Origin of the sequence: Enterococcus sp. DIV0210g, from assembly GCF_050559705.1 — a bacterium.
Lineage (GTDB): Bacteria > Bacillota > Bacilli > Lactobacillales > Enterococcaceae > Enterococcus_B > Enterococcus_B faecalis_A.
This window is the reverse complement of the sequence record NZ_CP187903.1, coordinates 1263308-1288874: the sequence shown is the minus strand read 5'-3', so window position 1 is coordinate 1288874 and position 25567 is coordinate 1263308. Positions and strand designations below refer to the sequence as shown.

The 25567-nt window shown below is 39.7% G+C and carries 23 protein-coding genes; 2 read left to right on the top strand and 21 right to left on the bottom strand.

The window, feature by feature from the left end; translation table 11 throughout:
• Positions 1-85 precede the first annotated feature (85 nt).
• From IGI64_RS06285 to IGI64_RS06235, 11 genes are all read right to left on the bottom strand, one after another.
• Positions 86-2326, bottom strand: a complete 2241-nt coding sequence (locus IGI64_RS06285; protein WP_429939892.1) for an AAA family ATPase — start codon at positions 2324-2326, stop codon at positions 86-88.
• A gap of 17 nt (positions 2327-2343) precedes the next feature.
• Entirely contained in the window at positions 2344-2823 is a 480-nt protein-coding gene (locus IGI64_RS06280) for a DUF6530 family protein (protein ID WP_016624884.1), read from the bottom strand.
• Between the two features lie 298 nt (positions 2824-3121).
• Positions 3122-3970 (bottom strand): DegV family protein, encoded by an 849-nt coding sequence (locus IGI64_RS06275; RefSeq protein ID WP_016624885.1) that lies wholly within the window; start codon positions 3968-3970, stop codon positions 3122-3124.
• A 386-nt stretch (positions 3971-4356) separates the two neighbouring features.
• Positions 4357-5976, bottom strand: coding sequence for a putative polysaccharide biosynthesis protein (locus IGI64_RS06270; RefSeq protein ID WP_429939891.1), 1620 nt, complete (start codon positions 5974-5976; stop codon positions 4357-4359).
• Between the two features lie 502 nt (positions 5977-6478).
• Positions 6479-6796: an AzlD domain-containing protein gene (locus IGI64_RS06265; RefSeq protein ID WP_016624888.1), complete on the bottom strand. Its 318-nt coding sequence runs from the start codon at positions 6794-6796 to the stop codon at positions 6479-6481.
• Complete coding sequence (locus IGI64_RS06260; protein WP_034862648.1) at positions 6789-7562, bottom strand: AzlC family ABC transporter permease; 774 nt, start codon at positions 7560-7562, stop codon at positions 6789-6791. The genes IGI64_RS06265 and IGI64_RS06260 overlap by 8 nt, the downstream gene beginning before the upstream one ends.
• Positions 7563-7751: 189 nt before the next feature.
• Positions 7752-8687, bottom strand: coding sequence for a cation diffusion facilitator family transporter (locus IGI64_RS06255; RefSeq protein ID WP_429939890.1), 936 nt, complete (start codon positions 8685-8687; stop codon positions 7752-7754).
• Between the two features lie 137 nt (positions 8688-8824).
• Positions 8825-9328 carry a hypothetical protein gene (locus tag IGI64_RS06250; RefSeq protein WP_429939889.1) on the bottom strand — a complete coding sequence of 168 codons (504 nt, stop codon included), beginning with the start codon at positions 9326-9328 and terminating at the stop codon, positions 8825-8827.
• 261 nt (positions 9329-9589) lie between these two features.
• Positions 9590-10642, bottom strand: a complete 1053-nt coding sequence (locus IGI64_RS06245) for a hypothetical protein (RefSeq protein ID WP_429940759.1) — start codon at positions 10640-10642, stop codon at positions 9590-9592.
• Positions 10578-11531, bottom strand: a complete 954-nt coding sequence (locus IGI64_RS06240; protein WP_016624893.1) for a hypothetical protein — start codon at positions 11529-11531, stop codon at positions 10578-10580. Before IGI64_RS06240 ends, IGI64_RS06245 begins: the two co-directional genes overlap by 65 nt.
• Before the next feature lie 218 nt (positions 11532-11749).
• Positions 11750-11941 (bottom strand): hypothetical protein, encoded by a 192-nt coding sequence (locus IGI64_RS06235; protein ID WP_016624895.1) that lies wholly within the window; start codon positions 11939-11941, stop codon positions 11750-11752.
• Between the two features lie 208 nt (positions 11942-12149).
• Here IGI64_RS06235 and IGI64_RS06230 point away from each other — a divergent pair, with 208 nt between their 5' ends.
• Both IGI64_RS06230 and IGI64_RS06225 read left to right on the top strand, forming a co-directional pair.
• Complete coding sequence (locus tag IGI64_RS06230; RefSeq protein WP_429939888.1) at positions 12150-13331, top strand: NupC/NupG family nucleoside CNT transporter; 1182 nt, start codon at positions 12150-12152, stop codon at positions 13329-13331.
• A 204-nt stretch (positions 13332-13535) separates the two neighbouring features.
• A complete protein-coding gene (locus IGI64_RS06225) occupies positions 13536-14090 on the top strand; it encodes a guanylate kinase (RefSeq protein WP_429939887.1) in 555 nt (184 codons plus the stop codon).
• A gap of 54 nt (positions 14091-14144) precedes the next feature.
• Here IGI64_RS06225 and IGI64_RS06220 read toward each other — a convergent pair whose 3' ends face one another.
• The 10 genes from IGI64_RS06220 to menD form a co-directional block, all read right to left on the bottom strand.
• On the bottom strand, positions 14145-14654 hold the full coding sequence (locus IGI64_RS06220; RefSeq protein WP_429940758.1) for a GNAT family N-acetyltransferase: 510 nt from the start codon (positions 14652-14654) through the stop codon (positions 14145-14147).
• A 32-nt stretch (positions 14655-14686) separates the two neighbouring features.
• On the bottom strand, positions 14687-16573 hold the full coding sequence (locus IGI64_RS06215; RefSeq protein WP_429939886.1) for an endonuclease MutS2: 1887 nt from the start codon (positions 16571-16573) through the stop codon (positions 14687-14689).
• A 318-nt stretch (positions 16574-16891) separates the two neighbouring features.
• Positions 16892-17848, bottom strand: coding sequence for a sce7725 family protein (locus tag IGI64_RS06210; protein WP_429939885.1), 957 nt, complete (start codon positions 17846-17848; stop codon positions 16892-16894).
• Positions 17849-17853: 5 nt separating this feature from the next.
• On the bottom strand, positions 17854-18540 hold the full coding sequence (locus IGI64_RS06205; RefSeq protein WP_429939884.1) for a hypothetical protein: 687 nt from the start codon (positions 18538-18540) through the stop codon (positions 17854-17856).
• A 163-nt stretch (positions 18541-18703) separates the two neighbouring features.
• On the bottom strand, positions 18704-19642 hold the full coding sequence (locus IGI64_RS06200; RefSeq protein ID WP_429939883.1) for a dihydroorotate oxidase: 939 nt from the start codon (positions 19640-19642) through the stop codon (positions 18704-18706).
• 74 nt (positions 19643-19716) lie between these two features.
• Positions 19717-20388, bottom strand: coding sequence for a PepSY domain-containing protein (locus IGI64_RS06195; RefSeq protein ID WP_429939882.1), 672 nt, complete (start codon positions 20386-20388; stop codon positions 19717-19719).
• A 150-nt stretch (positions 20389-20538) separates the two neighbouring features.
• On the bottom strand, positions 20539-21711 hold the full coding sequence (locus tag IGI64_RS06190; RefSeq protein ID WP_429939881.1) for a class I SAM-dependent methyltransferase: 1173 nt from the start codon (positions 21709-21711) through the stop codon (positions 20539-20541).
• A gap of 210 nt (positions 21712-21921) precedes the next feature.
• Positions 21922-23061, bottom strand: coding sequence for an o-succinylbenzoate synthase (gene menC, locus IGI64_RS06185; protein ID WP_429939880.1), 1140 nt, complete (start codon positions 23059-23061; stop codon positions 21922-21924).
• Entirely contained in the window at positions 23058-23876 is an 819-nt protein-coding gene (gene menH / locus IGI64_RS06180) for a 2-succinyl-6-hydroxy-2,4-cyclohexadiene-1-carboxylate synthase (protein WP_429939879.1), read from the bottom strand. Before menH ends, menC begins: the two co-directional genes overlap by 4 nt.
• Complete coding sequence (gene menD, locus IGI64_RS06175; RefSeq protein WP_430596486.1) at positions 23869-25566, bottom strand: 2-succinyl-5-enolpyruvyl-6-hydroxy-3-cyclohexene-1-carboxylic-acid synthase; 1698 nt, start codon at positions 25564-25566, stop codon at positions 23869-23871. Before menD ends, menH begins: the two co-directional genes overlap by 8 nt.
• Position 25567 lies beyond the last annotated feature (1 nt).

Below are 25567 nucleotides of genomic sequence, written 5' to 3'. Positions count from 1 at the left end.
CACATTCCTTTCTAATATATCCTCTTATTTCAGGTTAAAAGAAAGTACATAACTTTTCAACTAATCCGCACTCCGTAACAATTGATTAAAGATATCTGGCAATCAGCTGGATCATCTGCCGTGGAAATTCATTCAGATCGGTAATATCGATAAAACGGCTATCTCCATAGATTTCTTTGATCTCTTCTTTGTCCTGCCCAATAGCTGCTGCTAAAACAAGCACTCCTTGACGTTCATATTGCTGAAGGACTTCTTGAATGTCTTGTTTTGCTTTTTCACCTGTATAGTCCGGCAAAGCTTTGGGCTGTCCATCACTGATATTCAGCAATAATTTTGCTGTTGCTGTTTGCTGGCTCAATTTTTCGGCGATGACTTTCAACGCAGCGCCGTCCCGATTGTTTTGGCGCGGTTTCATGGTGATGAGTTTTTCATCAACAAAGTCAAAAGAATCTTGGAATTCTTTATATGAATAAAGAGACGTTTTTTCTCGTGCAGATGCATCGGCAGTATCGCCATAAATCATCAACGGGATCGATACACGTTCTGCAAAAGCTTTGATCGCTAATACGGCTTGTTTTGCCGCATCGATCCTGCCCTCGCGAATCATTGAACCTGATTCATCGATTCGCACAGCCAAAGCTAGTGACGGCTGCTCGTGAGGCGGATTCTTTTTATCAAATGTCCGAAGATCGCCATAAGCGACACGGCTTGCATCAAATCTCTGACCTTCATATTTGCCTTTAGAATATTCACTTGAACGTTCATTTTCCAGTAAATCTAAGATCTGCCGACTCAACGTATCGACGACAGGCATGACTTTCGCTTTGATTTCCTTTAATTCAGGATCATTCAAAACGATTTTTGGACGATGGACGATCAAGCCTTCTTTTTGGTGAATCGTCTCTTTCAAGGCTTGCCGCGCTTCTTTATTCAGTTCTCTTTTGATTTTTTGGTCATAAGCTTCCATATCTGAAACCGACATTTCTTGGCTTTCTTCATCAGCCGGCTCTTCTTGTGCTAGCTCTTGTTTGCTTTGCCCTTCTACGTCACTGCTTCGTTCTGTTTCTAAAGTATCGATCGTATCGGATTCAGCCGTTTTTTCTTGTTTCTCTTGCGCTTCTTCGATCGTTTCTTCTTCTGCTTTTTGCTCAGATTCTGAAGCAATCAGGTTCGAATGTTCGGATTCATCTTCTATCCCCCGTTGCGCTGCTTCATCGCTGCTGATGCGTCTGGCCTGTGCCTTTTGCGCGCGCCGATTTGCTTTTTCATTCACTAACAGTTCTCTTAGCTGAACAAGCAGTCCTGAATCATCTAGCGCTTGTGTCAATAAAGTCAGTTCATCAGGGTCAGTGGTCAATTTATACAGTACTTTCGGATAAATTGATTGCAAGAGATCTTGACCATTTTTGAACGTATTGACCCAATAAAAATAAGAACGCATCCCAGCGACACCTTTGATTGCATTTGCTTTTGCTGTTTCGTCTAATAAACGGATGATTTTTGCCATTTTCATCAATAGCGCCTTATTTTGAACGGCTGTTTTCCCGACTGCACGCTCCACCATTACTTCAAGTGAAGGCAGATCCATTTTTTCTGCATGTTGCATACGATCTCGCAACGATTCATTCAGCGGACGGTTTCCTTGATAATTCCGGTTCGTTGTAATGACAACGACGCAATCTGGATGTCTTCTAACGATTCCAGCAGGCAAATTGAGCATACCATTTGGCTCTAGTGCTGAATTGAGCGCAACCAAAACAGAAGCATCTCGGATAACAGTTGGCTCCTGTATTTCCAGCAGATACCCTTTTTCCATGGCTCGCACGATCTCAGAGGGATAATATTTGTATTGGATTGGTTCAGTTTCTCTTTTTTCGATTCGCTGGATAAATGACACCAAGCGTTCTTTTGCTGCTTCAGGCCCGACACTGTAATGACTTTGGATCAATTGCAAAACAGCCTCTAAACTCTCGGTTTGATAGATGGCATCCAGCAATTCTTGATCATCTTCATCATCCGTTGCTATCACAGGCAGCAGTGCACCTAACACATCTGATTTGTCCATATCGGCAAAACAAGTGACTTTTGTATACGGCAACTGCAAATCTGCGGACAATGCTTTAGCTAATTGTGTCTTTCCTGAACCCGCATCCCCTTCCAGCAGAACGTTCATGATCTTCATTTCTGGATCTGTCCAGTTGCTTTTGATTTCAGAAGCAATTCTTAGTTCTTCTGTACTTGTTTGATGACTGGTTGGTTTTTTCCAAATCATCGCTTGCTCCAGTTTGGAAAAGTTCCGTCCGCTAGTCAACGAAAATTTCTCCATATTTAACGCCTTCTTTCTTAATACCCTAAATCATCTAACAAACGTTTCAAGATTCGGAATCGTTCACCTATCAATTCGCCATCTTTTTGTAATGTATCGTAATAAAGCAAGATATCTTCATCTATTTTAGGATTATTGGTATCGACTTCCACTGTCATACGGTTTCCTTGTAAACCAATGATATCTACCACTGGATTTTCAGGATCGTAAAATTTTTCATGGCGGTACGCATCTTGAAAGTAAAGATTACCTTGTGCAACAAGGATTGCTAAATCCAAAATACGTGTGATTGGTAATTCTTCTGATTGGCGTGACCATTTTTCGCCGGTATGACGCCATACTTTTCCAGAAATATCGACTTTTCCTCGGTCGTTCCATTGCGCTAAACCTAACGAAAGCCCTTTTGCATCTGTATCTAGTGCTCTTCGTCCATCGACTTTATCATAGTCTTCTACCACTAATACAGGTTTATGTTTTAAATTTGTTGGGATTTCCATCCAAAACACTCCTTTATTTTTAGTAAATTAGTAGCGTACTAATTTAGTAGTTTAGTAATTTACTAAAGATTGATTTTGATAAATTATAGTACAATTATGTTTTAGAAACAACTATTTTGTTTGAATATCCCATTTTGAACCACAAAAAAAGACGCGTTGAGAAACTCAATGCGTCTTTCGAAAGATTGAATAAACGGTATCCGAATAATTGCTTTTATTAAAAACTACAAACATGTTGAAACTGGTTTGCGAAAACCTTCTACTCTTTCTTTTTTGGCCAAACAAATACGGCTGTTCATTACTGCGCCGATATCGCCAATCCGATCGCTTTTTCACCTAGATGCGTACCGATGACCGGACCAAAACTGCCGATTTCGATCTCTGCTTGCGGATATTTTGCTTGAAGTTTTGCTTTCTCTTCTTCTGCAGCTTCCAGGTTATTCGCATGGATCACATAAAGTTTTACTGGCGGTGCGATTTCTTGGTTGCGCTGGCCAATTATTTTTTCTGCTCGAGCAAATGCTTTTTTACTTGAACGGATTTTCTCAAATAAAACGATCTTACCTTCAACAAATGTTAAAATCGGTTTTATTTTCAACAATCCGCCGATTAGCGCCGCGCCATTTGTCAACCGGCCGCCTCTGACTAAATTGTTCAAATCATCAACGATCAAGTACGCATATGTATTGTCGCGGATGCGATCAACACGTGAAAGAATCTCTTCTAAAGAAGCTTGCTGATCATTTAGATCCAACGCGGCTTCGACCATGTGACCCATTGGCATACTTGTAATTTTAGAATCATAAGGAATGACTTGAACACCTTCGATATCGTCCTTCATTGCAAACAATGTATTGACAAAACCGGAGATACCTGAAGATAAATGGATACTCAAAATCGTATCATAGCCCTTTGCTTTCAACTCTTCATATAAAGCGATCACTTCTCCCACAGCAGGCTGTGAGGTCGTAGGGAACTCTTTACTGTTTTTTAAAAGTGCATAATACTCATCTGCTTCGATATCGATGCCTTCATTATAAATTTTCCCATCCAGGATGACCGGAATAGGAATCACGTACAAGTCAGGATGATTCTTGATTCGTTCCGGCAGATACGCCGTACTATCGGTAACTACTGCAAGTTTCATTTACTTAATTTCCTCGTTTCAAAGAATTTTTCCAGACAATATTACTATATCATAAGTATCTTTCAGAAACAAAAGCATTTTTTTGAAAAAAATATCCGAGTGAATCCGCTTTCCGAACGTGGTACAATAAGTACAAAAATATTTTTTGTCAGGAAGTGATATAATGAAAAAACGTCTTCTCTCCTCTTTTTTCGTAACGATTCTTTATCTGTTTGTCTCAAATATGGGGAATCTATTTTTTGGTGTCACTCGAACTTTCAGTTGGACAACGACTTTATGGGAATCTGCTTTTTTCTTTTTATTCGTATTCCTGCTCCAAAATTTTCGAAAAAAATAAAAAACAGGAACTTAGCACATTCGCTAAGTTCCTGTTTTTATATTTCAAGTTAAACTTCCTTTGATCTTCTCAATAGTCGATTTTTCATCTGCATTACTTGCGCAAGACCTGAGCGACCGAATTGTGCCGCTAAGAAAACGACGCCTCCTACTGCCGCGATGACGGCGCAATAAATGACTGCATGTCCTTTTGATGCAAGCGACAAGAATTGATTCAATCCGAAAAAGACCACAAAACATGCTACAAGCATGATCATCGTTGAACGGAAGGTTTTCAAGACAAAATGCTCGATTTTAACCAATGGAGCAATACGATATTCTTTACATAGATAAGAATAGCCGCGGACGAACACGATACCGAACGCTAAACCATTCGACAAGCTCATTCCATATCCGCCAAATAATCCTAAAAAGACCACCTGGAAAATCACCTTCAAAATAATACTCTCCACTGTTAAACGGACAGCAAAACGATGGTGATTCAAAGATTGAAGCATTGTCGCTAAAATCGTGAATAAAGCAAAGAACAAGGATGCTAACAAGGCTAATTGGAAATACCCCGTGCTTTCTGGGTCATAACCGAAAAACAAGGTGTATAAAGGCGAAGCCAAGATCGACATTCCTGCCAACGAAGGAAGCAGGATCAAGATAGCAATCGAGAAACTATCCCCTACTGTTTTTTCGATTTTTCCTCGCTCTGATTTTTTCAATGTACTCAACAACGGCAAACTGCTGATAGCAACCGTTCCGACCATTGAGATCAAAATCAATGTCAATTTATTTGGATTAACGGACGCACGACTGAAAAGAAATTCCAGCTGCTGGTTGGCAATATCCGGATGAAAAAGATGTAATAAAGGTTTCATCGTTACTTGATCGATCATTTGAACGATTGTAATCACTGAACCCACAAAGATAAATGGCAATGTTTCTCGAATGATCGAAGCTGAAGCAGAACGATTGTCACGCGCGAAATACCGCGGAGAGATCAAAAAGTCTTTTCCGCCAAAATATTCCTTACGTAAACCAATAACATACATATGAAAAATCGCAGCTAAACCACCAAAAAATGAAGCAATCGTACTTACTAAAACAGCTTCTACAATCGTTCCGTTGGTCAAGACCCGAAGATAATACGTACCACCCAAGATAACTAAGACGCGGACTGCTTGTTCCAAAATCAAAGAAGTACCGTAAGGACGTAAATCATTCTTTCCTTGGAAATACCCTCTCATCGCACTTAATACCGGAATCGCGATCAATGATGGACATAAACTGCGGATAGCAGCGATTCCATTCTCTACATTTGCGATCGGACTGATTCTTGCTAAAAACGGCGCAAATAAATACATAAACAGCGCAGAGAAAATCCCGATCATAAACATGATGTTGATCGTACTTCTAAAAATCGACCGGCAAGCCGCTGCGTCATTGTTCTTAGAAGCCACTGCGACTTTTTTGGCGATTGCATTTGGAAAACCAACTGTTCCCAACATCAAAAACAACCCATATGGCAGATAACCGACATTGTATAATGTAGTCGCCAGCATCCCGTCTTGATTACTCCCCATCATGCTTAACCACGGAATCAGGTAAACTACTCCAAGGACTTTACATAATAAATTGGCAAAAGTCAGCCAAAAAGTCCCCTGCATCAATTTTTTATTCATTCGTCTTTTTCCTCGACTATTCTTTATTTTCTTACGTTCAGATTGTGTTCTTTAAGCTGAACAGCTTATTTGCGAGCTCTGTAAATGGTATTTTCGAGCTAGCTCTTGCGGCGGTAAGCTTTTTTACTGGAAAATATAGAAAGCTATTTCCCAATAAAAAAGAGTCTTACCGCTCGGATCAGGCCACTGGGAAAACGACCTCTTATCAAAACGGTATTCAAAAAACTAAACTTCGGTATTAAGTCAATCTCTGCAAAAATATAAGAAGCTATTTTACAAAATTCTTCTTTAATGCTCGGAGCTGAACGGTTCTTTTACATCCTCTTATCAAACGGTGTTTTCCCAGTTGATTCTCGGAATTAAGCTTTTCAAATGAAAAACATGAAAAGCTGTTTTCCATTTGAAAAGAATCTTAATTCTCGAATCAGGGCACTGGAAAAACAACCTCTTATTTAAAAAAGGCCGGTCAGACCACTCACGCAGTTCAACACAACCTTTTTTGTCAAATCATTGATAATAAAAATACGGACGCTAAACCAGTAATAACGGACAACGCCATCGAATGTGTCTTGTACGCCACTCCAGCCACCAAGAGCATCGCTAAGATCTTGATATTCCATCCAAGATCCAAATGCTCATGCGTGATGAATACATCTTTAAAAGCTAACGCAGCAAACAATGCTACCGGCACATATTTCATCCATTCGCTGAACCAATGAGGGACTTTTCGATGAGTAAAGTAAAGCATCGGTACTAGTCTAGGAAGATACGCTGCTAAAAATAAGCAGAACACTAACACAATCAAATATTCTTTAGTCATTATTCTCAACCTCCTGCTCCGGGAAATTGAATAGCGGTTCGTTGATTTCTTCGCTGCGGGATTTTCTTTGAGAATCTTTTTGGAATACTTTTTCCAAAGAATAACCAGCAAAAGAAGCTAACACTGTCGCAACGATCAATGCAAAAGTATTTTGGAAGATCATCATGAAAGCAACTGCCATAACGCCTGAAAACAATCCGGTCAAAATCAGCAATTTGCTCTTCATCTGCATGATGAACATAAAAATAAACATCGCAGTCAAAGCAAAGTGGACAAGATCTGCATCTACCCGGATCACTGAACCAAATAGATTGCCGACAATATTGCTGCCAGCCCATGCAGCCATTGAAAACCAGTTGACATATAACGCCTTGATTTTGTTCCAAGATGGATCGGTTGAGTACTTCAAGTAATTGACAGCATAATTCTCATCATTCAACGATTGAGAAAATACTGCTAAAAATGACCGTTTTTCTTTTTTCATAAAAATCGACAAACTTGATCCTAACAGTGTGTAGCGAAGTTCCAAGAAAAACACCATCAAAATCGTTGTTGCAAAAGGCGCTTGTGTAGCTAGCATCGAGGCAACCAAAAACTGCGCGCCGCCGGAAAATACCAAAATCGATAAAAGCCCAGTCAATATTGGATCAAAGCCGACCTTCTGCAATAATACACCACAAGCTAGTCCAACAGGCATATAACTCAAGCATAACGGCATTGCTGCATGGAGTGCTTGAAGCCAGGGTGCACTTTTCTTTTTACTCATTAAAATGTCTCCTTCGATTACAACAAATAAACAGCGCAACCATTGTAACATAAATTTTCTCAATTGTAGACGTTTTATAAAAAAACAATTTATTTTTTCTTAGAATCACTTTTCTACTATAAAAGACCGCTCATTTGAGAAAACTTTTAAAAACGAAAGAACAAACGATATCTGCCCAAATTCATTCGGTTATTGCCGTTGATAGTTTGGATCATATTTATCTGTTTCGATGTAGATATAGATTTTTTTATCTGAAAGCGACTTGCGGATCGTCCGCTCAATGTCATTGACAATGTCGTACGCAAGGTCTTCTTTCGTATCCAGCACATCGATTTTTGCAGCAACTAAGATTTCTGTCGGGCCTAAATGAACTGTTTTGACATCGATCAATCGTTCGACATCTGGTCGTTCAAAGGCTTGTTTGATTTTTAGTAAATCACTGGTTGTCACACTTTCTCCAATAATCAAACTATAGAATTCTTTGGCTAAGAAAATCGCAGCACCCATCAATAAAATCCCGATCAACAGTCCGCTGATCGCATCAAAAGCAGCGATTCCTGTGAATTTCGTCAACAGCGTTCCCGCTAAGGCCAATAACAGACCAATAACAGCACAAAAATCTTCTGTAAAAATAATCAAGATTTCGCTATGACGGCTTTCACGTAAAAATTTCATCAATGATAATTTTTCTGTATTCAATTCATGGATTTCTTTAAATGCAACGCGTAAAGAGCTTCCTTCTACTAACAGTCCAAAAATCAGAATCAAGATTACGATCGTTGTATTTTCAACTTCGTGGGCCGGATGCGTCAATTTTTCAAATGATTCCATCACTCCTAGTGCGCCCCCGCCGAAAAACAGCATCATAGCAACAATCGTACTGAAAAAGTATTTCGCGCGGCCTTCACCAAATTGATGAAGTTCGCTTTGCCCTCTAGCGGCTCTTTTGTTTCCAAATAATAAAAGTATCTGGTTGCTGCAGTCAACGACACTGTGGATACTTTCATTCAGCATCGCCGCACTGCCGCTGATTGCAAAACCGACAAATTTACTGATTGCAACTAATATATTCGCGCCTAAAGCTGCGATAACGGAAAACATTCCGCTTTGTTTTAGATTTTCCATTTTTATGCAAATCCCTTCATTGTTTGCTTCCAACTAAAGCACAACTTATTATATCGGCTTTTTTCTTTTTATCAAGTCAACTTCTTAAACATACCGAACATCTGATATTTCTATGTCAAAGAAAGCTGTATCTCTCGCTATACTTTTTCACTAAATTCTTTTGACATACGATGAATCACCGGCGCGAAAACAATAAAAAAGGCCACATTTCCTACACTGTGCATCAAATCAAAACTTACCCCTTGCAAATAATAAACCCACAAGTGCGGCAGCTGATAGACGACCGTATCATAACAAGCAGTAAAACCACCATAAAACATCCCTGCAAAAAAGAATAGACCCGCCATCAGCCATTGGTTCTTTCCTGCTTTCAGCTTTAGGCTGCAAACGCTGAATAAAATCAGGACCAAACTATAACTGATCAGCTGACCGAACAGCCAAGGCCCCATACCAAAATAAAAATTGCTTAAAAGAACAGATAAACTCATGACAAGCAGTCCATCTGCGATTCCTAAATAATAAACAGTAAAGAGGAAAATTGCAGTCATCGGCTGGACATTAGGAATAAACTGAAACAAGATCCGACCAATGACACATGCAGCAATCAGCAATCCTAACCGTGCAATTTTTCTTGTCGACATAATAAATTATAAGCTCCCTTTACAAATTAATAACACATACACAGCTAAAGGAGGCTGTACTGGACTTTTTCTATCAGCTGAAGTTTTCTCGCTGTAATAAAAAGTTTCAGATACAACCTCTCACTGTGTTTTCAAAGCTCGAGTATTGGAGCAGAAATCAATTTTGGGTATTTCTGTTCCGTGTTTCTACCATATGATTTTCGAAATAATTTACGAAAAATGTTTCTTACCGCTTGGAGCTGAACAGCTCGTTCACAACCTCTATTCTTCCCTTACCATCAATGGCACTAAAAACTCATAGTTGACAAAGAAATCGATGACCGATCGATTGTATTCGCCAGAAGAAATTTCCAAAACAGTTTGATCTTGACCATTTTCAGAGACTGTCAAAGATTGCCCTTTATCTAGAAGGATCTCAAATCGGTTTTCGCCTAATTTTTCCATATCGTAAGCACGTTCATTCATCGTGACAATAAAGATCTCATCCAAAATAGATTCATCCAATTCAAATTCGCTTTCTAAACGCAGATCAATTGGTTTTGTATTGTCCAATAATGTTTCGTCCATTGAAAAACCTAATTGGCGTGCATGTTGCAGCAATTGATTAAGCTCATGGTTGAAGATCGTCAGCTGACTGGCAGAGAAAAGTTTATCTACCGACCAATAACGAATCAATGCTAATACTTGGTCATCTTGCACTTCCACCTTCATTTCTTGTGGCGAAACTTTGATCAGCGGCATCGGCGTTGTTTGATACCTTTGATCGATCGTTGGTACGATAAAAGAAAAGAACAGATCATTTTGATCATCTAATAAATAAGTCACATCAAAATATCTTGTTTTCCAAGTATCGTAGGTTGTGTCCGATAAACTTAACCCGATTCGATTCAATGGTTTCAACAATTCATACGTAAAATATTCAATCAAGCTGGAACGTCCAATCGTCGAAATCGGTTCTTGATGGAGCAAATATTGTTGGTACGATTCCAACAACGCCGGAAAGTCTGATTCCATCAAGTATTTTCGTAATTTCAAATCTGCCAATTCTTCTTCCGCAGATTGGATCAGATTAACAACGTCTTGACGGTCTTGTTCTTTTGTTTCCAGATAAACTTTGTTTTCAGAGAGCTCCTGCTTTTGTTCCTGCTTCGGCGTGTCCGTATTTTGAGGCACGATCACTTCTTTTTCATGGATTTTTGTCTCATCCGTTGAAACGTCTTCGGAAGTTTGTGCATCTGCAGTTTCTAACTCATCGATTCGACTCATCTTCTGTGCCTCCTTCTTCAACAAATTCTGGTTGTTCATTTCCAAGATAATCCATCAAAAATCGATGGATCGATTGGCTGAAGCCTTCCATGCTGCCAAAATAACGGTTGATTTGCCGCTTTTCTTTTTCAACGATTGCTGCACGCAGCTGTTCCGCTTTTGCTTCTGCCATCAGTGCTGATTTTTGTTCTTGGATTTTTTCCGGCTCTTCCAAATAAGGCTGCCAGCCGAGTTTTTCATTTTCTAATACTTGTTTTTGTTTTTCGAGTGCTTCGATTTCTTCATCCATTTTTTTACGATTGAGAAATCCGCGATTATCAGCTAATTCGGTGATCTGTTGAGATAATCCCTCAATTTCAGCATCGATTCGGTCGATCTCTGTTTGGGCAGTGATGACTTTTGCTTCTAATTCATTGATTTGGTGGTCGTAATCTCTAGGTTGTTCTTCTGAATATTTCTGCCATTCTTCGTCAATCGAAGGTAAAACAAAAATCTCCGGTAAACTTGCATCGATCCCGATTGTGGGCCGTTCATGATAATACGTGCCGATCTGGTAATAATTCATTGTCGGTGTGACATCTTCGGCTAATTCCATAAATGGAAACTCCTGCAAGAAGCGATCATGGATCTTGCGCATCAGAAGCTGATCAATCTCGTGGTTCTCATTGGAACTTCTTTTTAATTCATCATTCAGATGACCATTATATAATTGATAGATTTCTGGGATATTTTCATCGCGAACTGCTTTTTCGAATGCTTGCAGATCTCCCAGAAGCTGAGAAAGATTCGTACTCGCTTTTTGTTTGATATGATCAAAAGAATCAACATTCTCATTTTCAGAGGATAAGAAGACATCTGTTTGTTCTTCAGTCATTTCTTCTGATGCAGTTTCTGTTGTCTCATCATACTGCTCTTCGTTTGTTTTCGATTCATCCATGGTGATACCCCTCCCTGCTTTTGCTTATAAATATATAGTATCATTTTATAATGAAATTTGTTATCGAAATACCATTTATAGACCATTCAGTCCAAAAATTCAATAAAAAGTTAACCATCCGTTCTCTTTTTTACTTTAAACAGATGGTCCTGTAACCTGAAACAGGAGTGAGACTTCCTTAAAAGCTTCACCCCTGTCGATCGTCATGTACAGACGAATTATTTTTTTGGCAAATCTCGTGATGTGAAATGGATACGCTGCTGATCATCGCGATTCAACACTGTTTCCTCTTGCAAATAAGAAAATCTCAATTCTCCTACTTCAGGATCTTCTAACATTTTTTCATATCCTGAAAAGATATCCTTGATATATTGTTTATATGCATTTTTCTTTTTTTGTCTTTTGTTCATGGGACACCTTCCTTATCAAGACTATGATACCAATGAATCCCTGATGACACAAGGTGAATTCTGTGAAGTTTTTCCGAAAATAATAGAAAACGCCTTCTTTTATTTGATAGCGTTTTACTCTTAAAAACCAATGAAAATTCGTTTGTTCCCTTTGTATTTCTCTTCTAATACATGTAAAATAAAACGGAATTTTGTAAGGAGTGATAATTTGAATTATATTTTAGGAATCATTGGTTTATTTGTTGTTTTAGGTCTCTCATTTTTATTGAGCAGCAATCGGAAAGCTGTTCGGTTGAAGCCGCTGATAATTATGTTTTTACTTCAGCTAGTACTTGGTTTTATTTTGCTTCGTACGACATTTGGAACGTCACTTGTCAAAATGCTGGCTAAAGTGTTTGAACATCTTTTATCTTTTGCTGGCGCTGGTGTTGATTTTGTCTTTTCCGGCGTGGCAAACGAAGGAACTGCCCCATTTTTCTTAACAGTTTTAATGCCGATCGTGTTCATTTCTGCAATCATCGGAATCTTGCGTTATATCAAAATCTTGCCATTATTCATGAAACTGGTTGGTTTAGGTTTGAGCAAAATCAACGGCATGGGAAAACTGGAATCTTATAATGGGATTGCTTCTGCTATCTTGGGACAATCGGAAGTATTTATCTCTGTGAAAAAAGAACTGCCGCTTTTATCAGAAAAACGCCTGTTTACGATGAGCGTTTCTGCGATGTCGACTGTTTCAATGTCCATCGTCGGATCTTATATGGCTTTGATCAATTCAACGTATGTTATTACAGCGCTTGTTTTGAATCTTTTCGGCGGCTTTATCATTGCTTCGATCATTAATCCTTATGTTTTGGAAGAAACAGAAGATGAATTAGTTATTGAAGATGCAAAAGAACAGACTTTCTTCCAAATGCTGGGTGAATATATCTTAGACGGTTTCCATGTAGCAATTACTGTTGCCGCTATGCTGATCGGGTTTGTGGCGCTGATTGCCATGATCAATGCGATCTTTGACGGTATTTTCGGTGTGACATTCCAAGAGATTTTAGGCTATATCTTTGCACCGTTTGCGTTCATTACAGGAATTCCTTGGAAAGAAGCAGTTGATGCCGGCAGCTTGATGGCAACCAAATTAGTAACCAACGAATTCGTTGCAATGACAGAATTAGCTAAAGGAAGCTATCATTTCACTGAAAGAACAACAGCAATCATCTCTGTATTCCTTGTTTCTTTTGCCAATTTCTCATCAATCGGGATCATTTCTGGTGCAATGAAAGGATTGAATGAAGAAAAAGGAAACTTAGTGGCAAAACATGGGTTGAAAATCCTGCTTTCTGCTACTCTGGTAAGTTTTTTAAGTGCAATCATCACCGGATTGTTAGTATAATAAAAAAGAGGTTGTGAACTCAGCGCTCTGCTTTGAGCAGTAAGGAAGATTTTTCGAAAGTCGCTCTCAGACTTTTGCGAAAAGTTGATCAGCCTCAACCATAAAAAAATCCGCTAAAACACCTTTTCATGTTTTAGCGGATTTTGAGTTAATACAACATGACTTGCTTCACCTTCACCACTACTTATCAAGGAGGACTGCCCTATGCACAATTGTTATGTATTTATAGGTCCATCTGGTTCAGGAAAAACGACGATTGCTGCCAAAGCATTTCTGCCTGAACAAAAAATCATCACACATACTAGCCGTTCTCCTCGAAAAAATGAGCAGGAAGGCATTGATTATTTTTTCGTTTCGAAAGAAACATTCCAAGAAATGATCCAGAAAGATCAACTGGTTGAGTGGGATTGTTATGCAGATAATTATTACGGTACAAGTAAGGCAGAATTGACAGAAAAACTAGCAGAAAATGACTGCTACGCTGCTTTGACCGCTTCTGGTTTTTGGCATTTCCGTAAACAATACGGCGCAGCCATTGTTCCAGTATTCATCCAAATCTCAGAAGAAACATTGGAAAAACGCCTGGAAGCCCGCGGTGAAACGGCAGCGACAATCACCAAACGTGTCGCACTTTTTCAAAATGATCAAAAACAGCTGGAAAAATTGCGGAAAATCCCCGAACTTATCCTATTAGATAATAATGGAGAATTTGAAGAAAGCGTCGCTGCATTTAAAGCAGCGCTGCAAAAGAAAAAGTGAAAAGAAAAAAGCCAGCACCGAGAATTTTCTCGGTGCTGGCTTTTTTGTTTGTTCTCACACTATTTTTTGATAAGCTTTTCTTTCTCCGTGAGGAATGGGAAAATGAACCATTCCTTGATAAGCAAATCCCGCAGTAAATATGGCCCCTTCCATCGGTTTATTTTCTGGAAAGGTATCGATTCGAAGATCTTTTATCCCTTGATAAGCGGTAATTGTTTGCAAATGTTCAAGTAATTGCTTGGCTAGTTTTTTTCCTCGAATCGTTTGATCCAATGCTACACGATGAATGGAAAGATATCTGGTCTCACATTCTTTCCATGCTCCATCGATATTTTCATAGACAGGATCTGTGCCGCTGACTAGCGCTGCTGTACCAACAATCCTATCATCAAGTATCAAGACGTAGCTTTCTTTGCGTTCAATATCAGCCATGATCATTTCTTTGGTTGGTCCATAGCCGTTCTGCCACTGGGGCGACTGCTGCTGTGCCAAATATTTTTTAGCATCTTCAATGATTGCCATAACTTTGTCTAGTTCTTCTGTTTTTGTTCTGCGAAGATAGATTCCCACTTGCTCACCTCATTTTTTTCGATGAATCAATTTTGCCGTTTTTTGGCTTCTTTATCAAGCATTTTACGTGCTTTTTTTGATCCACGTTTTAAATCGCGCGCTTTTTTTCTTTCCTCGAATGAGACGAATAAGCTTTCTAAATCGTAATCTGCCGGATACAACTCTTCCCAAGGCACACTTAATTGGACTCTTTTTCTGAAGACTTCTTTCATCTCGTTATTTTGATATACAAGGACCTGATCTTTGCCCTCATCTCTGTAAAGAATCCCGTAACTTTGGTCATCCGTCAATAAGACACGATCTCCTGTATGCAGCAATTTGACTGCTTCCTTCTCCTGAACAGCTGCTTGTTGGGCAAATTCTTTCCGTTTGGTTGAAAAGGTCTTGTGCTGCAAGTACTCTTGACTTTTCTTGATGATTCGATTGTCGATATTCATTTTTTGAGCAATCCAAAGTGCTTGACTTTCCCCAGTTTCACCAATCAAAAGCTGATATAAAGGCTGCAATTTTTCTTTGTCGAAACGCATCGCTGCAGGAGAAAAGTCCTCATGCTCTTTGGCAAAGCGCTTGATTTCCCCATAGTGGGTTGTAGCAATGATCAACGCGCCTTTTTGATAGAGCTCTTCCATCACTGCAATAGCCAAGGCTGCTCCTTCATTTGGTTCCGTCCCGCTGCCGATTTCATCTAACAAAACAAGCGTGTGCCGTTTTGTTTTATTCAAGATACCTGCTAGGTTGTGGACGTGTCCTGAAAATGTACTTAACGAGTTTGCCATACTTTGCTGATCGCCGATGTCTGCAAAAATCTGTTCAAATACCGGGATATCGGAGTCCGGTTCAGCTGGGATCTGAAGACCGAACATGACCATCAAACAAAACAATCCAGCTGTTTTCAAAACAACTGTTTTCCCACCAGCATTTGCTCCAGTAATGATGATTCCTCGGTACGTGCTGCCCATACTTAAATTCAGCGGCTTAGCGTCAGAACCAAGTAAAGGATGCTTGCCGTTTCGAATCACTAATCGCTCTTCTTTATTTACGTTTGGCGAATGTCCGCCGATTTCGCGGCTGTATTTTCCTCTTGCGAAAATCAAATCCAATGCAGTGATCGTATCGATCATTTGTTTCACTGCTGTGTCTTGTTCAGCGATTCTTCCCGTTAATTCGGCTAAGATCTGATATTCTTCTGCCAGCTCTTCCTGATGTAAATACAGGATTTCTTCATTTAATTTTGCCGCCGAAGCAGGTTCGACAAACACTGTCGTTCCTCGACTAGATTGTTCAATGATCGTGCCTTTGATCTGGTTTTTGTAGGCAGCTTTAATAGGAACGGTGTAATGTTCGCCTTTTTTCACGACCATATTTTCTTGGATCTTTGTTTTGTTTTCCGGATGTCTTAAGAACTTCCGCAGTTTTTCTTGGATCTCTTTTTCTTTTTCTGCAATGCTGCGGCGTGCTTTTTTCAGCGTACGAGAAGCTGTATCGGCTACTTTTTGATGCTGGATCGTTTCATAGATCGCGTCTTCGATCGAATCAAGTGATGGCAAGATTTGTGTATATTTGTATAACAAAGGTGTTTGAAACTGATTTTTCTCAAAAAAGCGGCGGATCAGCCGGCTGCTTCGTAAAAAATCAGCATAATCGATCAATTCGCTCGGCATGAGAATCTGTCCTTTGCTGATTTGGCTCGTCAAACGTTCGATACGGTCTAACCCCATAAAAGGTACATGCTGCTGGCTTTCTAAAATCACTCGTGCTTCTGCTGTTTCCTGCTGCCAAGTTTTTACTGTTTCCAAACCTGTCGCGGGCTGAATCGTTTGTAATGTTTGTTTTGCATAATCGCTGCGAGCATAACGTGCTGTTTGTTCTCTGATTTCATCAAATTGTAATTGTTTAAAAGTTTGTGTATTCATTGGTTCCTCCTAAATTATATAGGACACCTGTTCACAAAAATAAAGCAACCAAAAAAATAAGGACTGCGACATTCTTCCATGTCTCAGTCCTGTTTCCTTCTTTTGACGTCTGATAAATACAAGGATCTTCAGCACAAAATAAGCGCTGGAGCGATCCTTCCCACCGTTTACGAAGGAATAAATTTATCTGTTCAACAGGTATCACTGAGTGTACACCAAATAAACCCTAAGATTTACTGGTCTATTCAACTAACGGATTAGTTGCTCACTACACTCACAAAAATACCTCGCTTTAGTCGTTTTTGGTTACTTTATATTTTAACTATAACAAATTGTTTCAAGGGCGTCAATTCTCGAATGATTTCTCAACCAATCAGTTGGATGATCCAATAAGATACTAACTAATTCAAGATGATGCATCAGTGTCCATTTCTTCAATACACCAAGTCCTGGGAACTTTTTATTTTCGTAAAGCATCAATAGTTCCAACAACCCTTCTGTGATCATCAACTGATCCTTGTTTCGAAAGACCCAACGCTTCAGCTTTTCTGCCGCTTCAAAAAATTTCCCGGCTTGATCTTTGGCAGATTCGTTATTATCTGAGACAAAATGCTTCACTCTCAAATTGCCATACGCATCAATATAGGTGATATGGAGCGCTAATGCACGGCTAGGAAATCCTTTGTCGAAATAACGGCTGCTTTCGATCGTAAAATCAGAAAAACCGATATAGCCTTCTTTTTGATAGAAAAGATACGCATCACTAAAAAAATCATCGTTTTTTTCTTCATAATCTTCCACGTGCCGCCGCGCTTCAAACGCTTCGTCCAAAATAATTTTATTTTGAGGGAACGCGAGACGAAAACGGGAACTGTCAGGCACTAAAAACTTGATTTTCTTCTGCGTCAATTCTTTCCAAATCGCTTCTCGCGGAACAAACTGACCATCAAATACTGCTAATGCAGGCGGAGCGCTGAAAAGCTGCGGCAAATTCTCTTCTTTGATGATCCAAGCATTTAATAATGTGGTGTTTGCGTGGACTTCCCACTGATGGAGACGTTCTTCGAATTGCTTGAACTGACCGACTTGCGGATTCTCGATCATGTACAAAGAATGTTCTTTTTTTTGAAAAAGTTCTACTACGTTTTTTAAAGTTGCAGAATCCCGTACTGGTTCGATCACTGGATGTACCGAAGATGATAACAGACCTCGGTTCAATGATTCTTTTAATGCAAGCAGATCAAATTGTTTTCCTCTTAGATAAGGATAATACATAGCACTCACTCCAAAGGCTCAGTCGGCAGACGATAAATCCGCTGTTTTTTGAGATAATCATATTCTTTTTGCAAGATCTCTAGAGATTCGCGTAGTTCAGTGATTGTTTCATCCGCCGCTTCTTCCATAAATCGATCATAAAAGCGTTCGGAAGAAAATGGCTGCTGCTCTTCTGAACGGCGCTTCAATTCTTTGTACAGTTGTTCTGTAGGAAAGTATTTTACCCCATGTTCCATCCGTTTTGCTTTCCGCACTTCCCGGAACAAAGAGGCCATAAAACGATTCGTCAATGCTTCTTCTGGCACGGCTAATTCTTTTTTAGCTGCTTTTTTAATGATCGTGAATGTACCAGAAACCGGTGCCTCCTCTTCTACCGCATAGGGACGGTAAACCAGTACACCAATTTCTGGCAGTATTTCATCCTTTACATTTTCATAAAGATCTTGGGGCAGGACAAAATAATTATAATGGCCGATAAAAGAGAGTTTCGCTGTCGAACGAAAATCTGCTTTGGTGACTTTCAATTCATAGCAGCGCCACTCACGGGTTCCATCTGGCTTCATTGTACAGCTTAAAGTATCGACGATTCCTTGTTCTTCGGGCATCGTCACCTCTTCCACTACTACAGCTCCTTGTTCAATGCAGTACTGATATAACGAGTTTTCTATCTCAATCGTTAATTGTGTTTTCAATTTTATTCCCTCACATGCGAACATATTTTCGATATTACTTTATCATATTTCTGTTCAGAAAAAAAGAGGTGTATCTGGAAGACGACGGAGCTTGAGTTCCAGATACACAAAAAACGGCTGGTCGTTGAATGACCAGCCGTTAAAACAGTATTTATTTTAAAAATCACATCGTATGCAATTTCCCTTTGAATTGGTCAATGGATGTGTATCCTTTTTGTTCCATGATCTCTGATAATTCTTTGGCCACTCTCGTAAAGATACTTGGACCTTCTTTGTGCAATTCAGTTCCGATCTGTAAAAGTGAAGCACCGCAAAGCAGATGTTCAAAAGCATCTTGACCATTACGGATTCCGCCTGTTCCGATGATTTGGATTTCTGGATTCAATCGTGTATAGAATGCGCGAACATTCGCTAACGCTGTCGGTTTCACATATTCGCCGCCGATTCCGCCAAATCCTTCTTTCGGTTTGATGACTACCGCTTCTTTTTCCACATCGATATAAAGACCGTTGCCGATACTATTGATCGAGTTGACATATGTCAATGGGAATTTGTTCAAGATTTCTGCCATTTGGTCAAAGTGCGCCAAATCAAAATATGGCGGAAGCTTGACCCCAAGCGGTTTTTGGAAAACCTCAAAGGCGCGTTCCAAAATAGCTTCTGTTGCTTCGAAATCATAAGCCATCTGTGGTTTTCCTGGAACATTTGGGCAAGATAAGTTCAATTCTGTGATTCCTTGAAATTCGCTTTCTTGGATTTGTTTCAGCATGTTGACATTTTCGTCGCTGCTCATTCCTGCAATGGAGAAGAATAAAGGAGGTCGCTCTGCATCTTTCTTTTCGTATTGGATCGCATAATCCAGATAATATTGGATACCTAGGTTAGGCAGTCCCATCGAATTGATACTGCCAAGAGGAACATCTTGATATCTTGGCTCTGGATTCCCTGCTCTTTCGGCTTGTGTAGCACTTTTTGTAATAAATGTCCCAGCATCAGATGCCGCAAGTTCATCCAGCTCTGTTGTGGTCATACAATGGACGCCGGAAGCATTCATCAATGGATTTTGGAATACGTGATTTGAAAATACAGTTTCTAAACTCAATACTATCTCTCCTTGCAAAGGTATTTTTACTAGTATATCATGCCGCCAATAAAAAGCAAAACCTTTTTTGTCTTTTAATCATCCTGTTCTGAAGAGAGGACTTTACCTGTCTCAGCATTGATTTTCACCTGAAATTCCCGCTGTCCTTCTCTTACTTTTACTTCCCAGTAAGTAATGCCAAGATCTCTGTCCAAATCCCACTCTTCTGCATTGCCGAATCCAGCTTCTTCAACGGCGATTTCGCCCGCTCGTTCAATTGAGATCAAACCAGATGTATCAATGCCGTCTTCATTCTTTTTCACACCATTTTGTTCATCATTATCCAACGTTTCTGACCCTGTTTTCTGCATCTCACCTGTTTTTGCATTGATGGTTGCTTCATACTCTTTCTGATCATCAACACCTTCGATTTGGTAGAAGTAGCCGTTCAGTTTTTTGTCCAATTCTAATTTTGTTATCTCTGTGTCTGGATGGGCTTGTTTGAACGTATCGATTGCTTCACCCGCAGAAACAGAAATACCATCTGGCAACGCATTTGATGCATTAGACGATGTTGTTTCTGATGTACTGTTCTGATTTTGTGTTTCGCTCTGGCTGCTTGATTGAGCGCTTGTTTGCTTTTCTGATGTCTGGCTGGACGCGGAACCAGAGTTGTTTCCGCTGCCTTCATTTTGCTGATTGTTTTGACAGCCAGCAACAACCCCTAACATGACAAGCATACTTGAATAAAAAATAATTTTTTTCATTTCTATTCCTCCTCTCATAAAAAGTATACCGAACAACAGAACGCATTGCTAGCGCTTTACTTGTATTGAAACATTGTTATTTAAAGAGACGAAGAATTCTACAAAGCAAAAAACCGCAGAATCTGCTTAATTCTACGGTTTCCTCTTTTTTTATAAAGCTGGGCGATGCATAGGAATATCGTTATTTGCTGGTTGGACCAATAAATATTGTACAACGTCGATATTGCTTGATTCAAAAGAAGCAGCACATGCTTGCAAGTAAAGATCCCACATCCGATAGAATTCTTCGCCTTTGCTGTCGATGACTTGCTCTTTTACCTTGTGAAAGTTTTCTGTCCATTTTTCTAATGTCATTTGATAGTCTCTTCTTAAACTTTCCATATCGATCAGCTGTAACTGATTTTCTGTGATATGTCCGACTAATTCTGTCACACCAGGGATATAGCCGCCTGGAAAAATATATTTATCGATCCAAGCGTTTGACGCGCCCCCTTGTTGACGGCTGATACCATGGATCAAAGCCGTTCCTTTTGGTTTCAGTGCTTTTTGGACAACGCCAAAATATTCTTCCAGATTTTCGGAACCTACATGTTCAAACATCCCAACACTTGTGATGTGATCGAAGGTTTCTCCTTTTAGTTCACGATAATCCATCAAAAGTACATTGCAGCGGTCTTCCAAATGTTCTTCTTTGATTTTTTGATTGATATAGTCAAACTGTTCTTGACTAAGTGTGATGCCTGTTGCTTTTGCGCCATATTCTTTGATAGCTGTAAACATCAATGTCCCCCAGCCGCAACCTATATCAAGCAAGCTGTCGCCTTCTTTGATAAACAATTTATCCAAGATATGGTGGACTTTATTGATTTGTGCTTGTTCCAGTGTGTCTTCTGGTGTTTTGAAATAAGCACAAGAATAAGTCAATGTTGGATCCAGCCACATTTCATAAAAGTCATTTCCTAAATCGTAATGGGAATGGATATCTTCTTTATTTCTTTTTTTCGTATGCTTTTCTTTTTTTGGCAGCCATTTTAAATAGTTTTTGCCTCGTAAAAAACTGTCAGTTTGACGATACGCATCATTGATCAATGCTTGGATGCTGCCGTCGATCTCGATTTTTTTAGACATATAGGCTTCGCCTAAAGCAAGTGATGCATTGTTCGTGATATCTTTCATTGGTATCTCTTCGTGCATGGTTATTTTTATTTGCGGAGGGTTATTTGTATCCCCGTATTGTTTAATCGTGCCATCCCAATATTCGACTTCGACAGGAAGTGAAAAAGAATGAGAGAATAATTGATTGTACAACGTTTTTTCTAACATGATGTGCCTCCTTAAATAACATTCACATTTACCTTATACCTATTTTTCGATTCTTGCAAATCATGTGCATAGTTCTGTAATAAGAAAAAGGCAAGTTGAAAACGCTATTTAATAAAAGATGGTTTCTTGCATTTATTTAGTAAAACAAATAAATTTTTAACTTTATAAAAAAGTTGTTTTTATTAAAATAACAAAAAAGGAAATACGTGATTACGTATTTCCTTGCTTTTCGAAAAAGTCATTCGCACTGCTTCTGCTTTTTTTATAGGTGTATTTCTCGATTTTATCCATTGCTAGTTCTGCTCCGATCCCTTTTCCTGTTGGTACCTTGATCTTTCCTTGCTGGATCAAAGCAGGCTGCTGGACGATATCTTCTGGATAATAGCGATCTGCCCCAGAAATATCTCCCGGAAAATGAAACATCGGCTGGCTTGCGAACTGCAAATTCAATGCACGCCCGACACCCGATTCAAACATCCCCCCTAACCAAACAATCAAGTCATTTTTTTGGCAAAATGAAGCAATGTCCATCGCTTCTGAAATCCCCCCGACACGAGGGATCTTTAAATTGACGGCACAGCAGCTCTTTAATGCATAGGCCGTTTTGACATCATCCAAGGTTCGGATATTTTCATCTAAACAAATCGGTGTTTTTATCTGTGCCTGCAGTCTGGCATGTTCAACAAAGTCTCTCTGGCTAAAAGGCTGTTCGATCATTGCAAGCCCTAATTGATCGATTTTTTTGAACAAAGGAATATCAGCTGCAGAATAAGCAGAGTTCGCGTCAGCCATCACTAATAATTCTGGAAATTTTTTGCGAATCAAATGCAGCGGCTGGATATCATATCCTGGTTTTATTTTTAGTTTGATTCTGCGGTACCCTTGGCTTTGATAATCCGCAACCAAAGAAAGCAGTTTTTCATGCGAAGGCTGGATTCCTACACTGACGCCTACTGCTATCTCTTCAGCAGAAGGATAAAAATACTCTCTTAGACTTTTTCCATTACGACGGGCAAAAAGATCCCAGACAGCTGTTTCCAAAGCGGATTTTGCCATAAAATTGCCTTGGATTGTTTGAAATATTTCTCTGATTTCCTTTGGGTGCGCAATTTCTGTTCCAAATAGAAGCGGCAAAAGATGCGTATTGATGATTTCACGGGAATTCTGAAGCGTTTCTTCGATATATTCCGGTGCTTCAAAGGATACAAGCTCGCCAATGCCGTAATTGCCTTTTTCGTCATACAAAACGAGCAGATCGAATGCTTTTTCCGTTAATTCGCCATAGCTTGTCTTAAAAGGAGTTTTTAGCGGAAGTTTCATCTGATAATGGTCAATGGCAGATATTTTCATGTATTTCTTCCTTTCAGCCAGGTTTCTATGATTGCTGCCACTATTTCTGGTTTTTCTGCATGGACACAGTGTCCAGCATCTTTGACGATCTGCAAATCCAGCTGCGGCATTTCTGTCTGCATTTTTTGACCGATTTGTGCAAATTTTCCATCCAACTCTCCTGCTATATACAATGTGGGCGGCAATTTGGATAAATACGGCCAGTAATTTTTTTGCGCACCGGTCCCCATATAAGCAAGACTCATCGCTAAGCCAAAGCTATTTTGACTCAAACGTTCATTTCTGATTTTTTCTCTCACTTCTGTAGATAGCTTCTTTTGAGTCGCAAATAACGGCAAGTTTTCCCAATAATCGACAAAATCTTTCAAAGGATTTTTAAGGATTTTTCCAGCGAGAAGCTGATCTGCCTTCTCTCTTTCCCTCCGCGCTTTTTTGTTCTCAATCCCTGGCGTGCCACTTTCCAGTATCAGCCCTTTGAGTCCTGCGGGTTCCTGTAAAGCAAGACTCAAAGCGGTCCTCGCGCCCATTGAGTAGCCGAATATATAAAAGTTTGACAGCCCCAGTTGTTTGACTAACTGGCGCAAATCCTGCACCACAGAAGACATCTGGTAGCGAGAAGGGGGAACAAAGCAGACTGTTTTTCCGTGTCCAATCAAATCGACAGCTAAGTAATTATAAGCTCTTGCATTAGCCAAAAAATCGAAACTTCCAGTAGTTCCTGTAAAACCATGTAAACAGATAACTGTTTCTTTTTCTTTATCATAACCATTGAGCCATTTTGAATAATAAACTGTCCCATTGATTGTGTTAAACATTGCCTTCTCCTTGTTTTTGATGATAGGTTGTTAAGATTTCTTGCCACAAACGGACAGGTTCTTCCTGTTTACCATTGACTTCGATCAATGTCCATGAGCGGGTTTTCCGGCTTTCTTGAATCGATTTTTTGAATTCTGCTGCTGTTTTTGGATTTGCATATTGTCCATCATACAGCGCTGCGGCTTTTTTCATTTCTAAATTTAAAGGTGTAGAAAATAAGGGCTCAAAGTCAGTTTCGTCTAGCTGTCGCTGAGACAAGAAAGAAAAAATACCGCCGCCGTTGTTATTCAATAAAATGATTGTTACAGGCAAGTTCAACTGCCGGATCATTTGCAGTCCATTCATATCATGGAAAAATGCCAGATCTCCGATTAATACATATACACGTTTTTCAGAAGCTGCCGCAATCCCTGCTGCTGTTGATAAAATCCCATCAATACCGTTGACACCCCTGTTCCCATAAATTTCATAGGTTGTTTTCACGGGCAAGGATAAACGATCAATGAAACGAATCGCATTGCTGTTGGATAGAAATAACACTTCATTTTCTCTAATTTCTTGTGTTAAAAGAACACTTGCCTTGCTTTCGCTCAGCGGCTCTGAATCAAGGCATTTTTGGATCGTTTTTTGTGCAGTACGCTGCTTTTTCTGCCATTTATTTAGCCAGTCAGCGGATACAGGCTGAAAGTCAATACCTCGAACAGCTTCGCAAAAAGAACAGATCGACCATGGAAGCAGAAGGTTAGCCGAATAGAGCTGATCCTGCCACTGCTCTCCTTTATCCACTAAAACTATTGTTGTTTCTGTTAAGGGAAGGTATTGGAGATATAACAGTATCGTTTTCGTGACTGGAAGTTTGCCGAAACGTATAATAACTTCTGGTTGTTCTGGTAATTGTTTACTGAAAATAAGATCTGCTTGTTTTAGATGGTTTTTGCTTTCTTTTCCGCAACTCCCTAGATTCGTCAACGGATCACCAAGAATCGGCCAATTCAGCTTTTCGGCAAGTTGAAGGAGCATTTGGGCTTCTTCAATCGTACATTCACCGCCAATGATCAACAGTCCGTGTTTCTTTAATAATAAGTGCAATTCTGGTGTCATATCTGGTAAAGATGGTTTCGTTCCTTGATGCGTATAGTACGCAAAATCAAAGGATGTTTCTAAGTCTGGCAGTAAAGGTTCACGCAATGGAATATTGATATGGACAGGTCCTTTAGGTGCTTTTTGCGCTTCAAGTGTCATGCGCATCCCTTGCCAGTAACTATAGCGAAGCATTTGCTCTGTTCCTTCAGGTACGGCTAGTTCAACGAATTTTTTTACTTGTGTATGGTACATCTGGTGCTGATCCATGGTTTGAGGTGCACCTACGTCCTGCAGTTCTGGTGGTCGATCTGCCGTTAAAACAACTAACGGAACTTCTGAAGCTTTAGCCTCCGCGACCGCAGGATAATAATTTGCCGCCGCAGTACCTGATGTACACAGTAATCCGACTGGTTGTTTTGTTTCTTTTGCCAGCCCTAAAGCAAAGAATCCTGCTGAGCGCTCATCCACATCAATATAACAATCAATGTTCTTTTCTCGATGCAGCAATAAAGCAAGTGGCGTTGATCTTGAACCTGGACTGATCACAACTTTTTTGATTCCGCTCATTTTCAATCCATGGATAAACGCAGCTAGATAATGCGTCATT

Bases quoted from the DNA above. Each gene is read 5' to 3' on its own strand.
- IGI64_RS06275 (WP_016624885.1), bottom strand. From the start codon at position 3,970: ATGAAACTTGCAGTAGTTACCGATAGTACGGCGTATCTGCCGGAACGA.
- IGI64_RS06250 (WP_429939889.1), bottom strand. From the start codon at position 9,328: ATGTCGACAAGAAAAATTGCACGGTTAGGATTGCTGATTGCTGCATGT.
- IGI64_RS06260 (WP_034862648.1), bottom strand. From the start codon at position 7,562: ATGAGTAAAAAGAAAAGTGCACCCTGGCTTCAAGCACTCCATGCAGCA.
- IGI64_RS06215 (WP_429939886.1), bottom strand. From the start codon at position 16,573: ATGAATACACAAACTTTTAAACAATTACAATTTGATGAAATCAGAGAA.
- menC (WP_429939880.1), bottom strand. From the start codon at position 23,061: ATGAAAATATCTGCCATTGACCATTATCAGATGAAACTTCCGCTAAAA.
- IGI64_RS06255 (WP_429939890.1), bottom strand. From the start codon at position 8,687: ATGGAAAATCTAAAACAAAGCGGAATGTTTTCCGTTATCGCAGCTTTA.
- IGI64_RS06190 (WP_429939881.1), bottom strand. From the start codon at position 21,711: ATGTTAGAAAAAACGTTGTACAATCAATTATTCTCTCATTCTTTTTCA.
- IGI64_RS06265 (WP_016624888.1), bottom strand. From the start codon at position 6,796: ATGACTAAAGAATATTTGATTGTGTTAGTGTTCTGCTTATTTTTAGCA.
- IGI64_RS06210 (WP_429939885.1), bottom strand. From the start codon at position 17,848: ATGTATTATCCTTATCTAAGAGGAAAACAATTTGATCTGCTTGCATTA.
- menD (WP_430596486.1), bottom strand. From the start codon at position 25,566: ATGACGCATTATCTAGCTGCGTTTATCCATGGATTGAAAATGAGCGGA.
- IGI64_RS06240 (WP_016624893.1), bottom strand. From the start codon at position 11,531: ATGGATGAATCGAAAACAAACGAAGAGCAGTATGATGAGACAACAGAA.
- IGI64_RS06235 (WP_016624895.1), bottom strand. From the start codon at position 11,941: ATGAACAAAAGACAAAAAAAGAAAAATGCATATAAACAATATATCAAG.
- IGI64_RS06285 (WP_429939892.1), bottom strand. From the start codon at position 2,326: ATGGAGAAATTTTCGTTGACTAGCGGACGGAACTTTTCCAAACTGGAG.
- menH (WP_429939879.1), bottom strand. From the start codon at position 23,876: ATGTTTAACACAATCAATGGGACAGTTTATTATTCAAAATGGCTCAAT.
- IGI64_RS06195 (WP_429939882.1), bottom strand. From the start codon at position 20,388: ATGAAAAAAATTATTTTTTATTCAAGTATGCTTGTCATGTTAGGGGTT.
- IGI64_RS06280 (WP_016624884.1), bottom strand. From the start codon at position 2,823: ATGGAAATCCCAACAAATTTAAAACATAAACCTGTATTAGTGGTAGAA.
- IGI64_RS06225 (WP_429939887.1), top strand. From the start codon at position 13,536: ATGCACAATTGTTATGTATTTATAGGTCCATCTGGTTCAGGAAAAACG.
- IGI64_RS06270 (WP_429939891.1), bottom strand. From the start codon at position 5,976: ATGAATAAAAAATTGATGCAGGGGACTTTTTGGCTGACTTTTGCCAAT.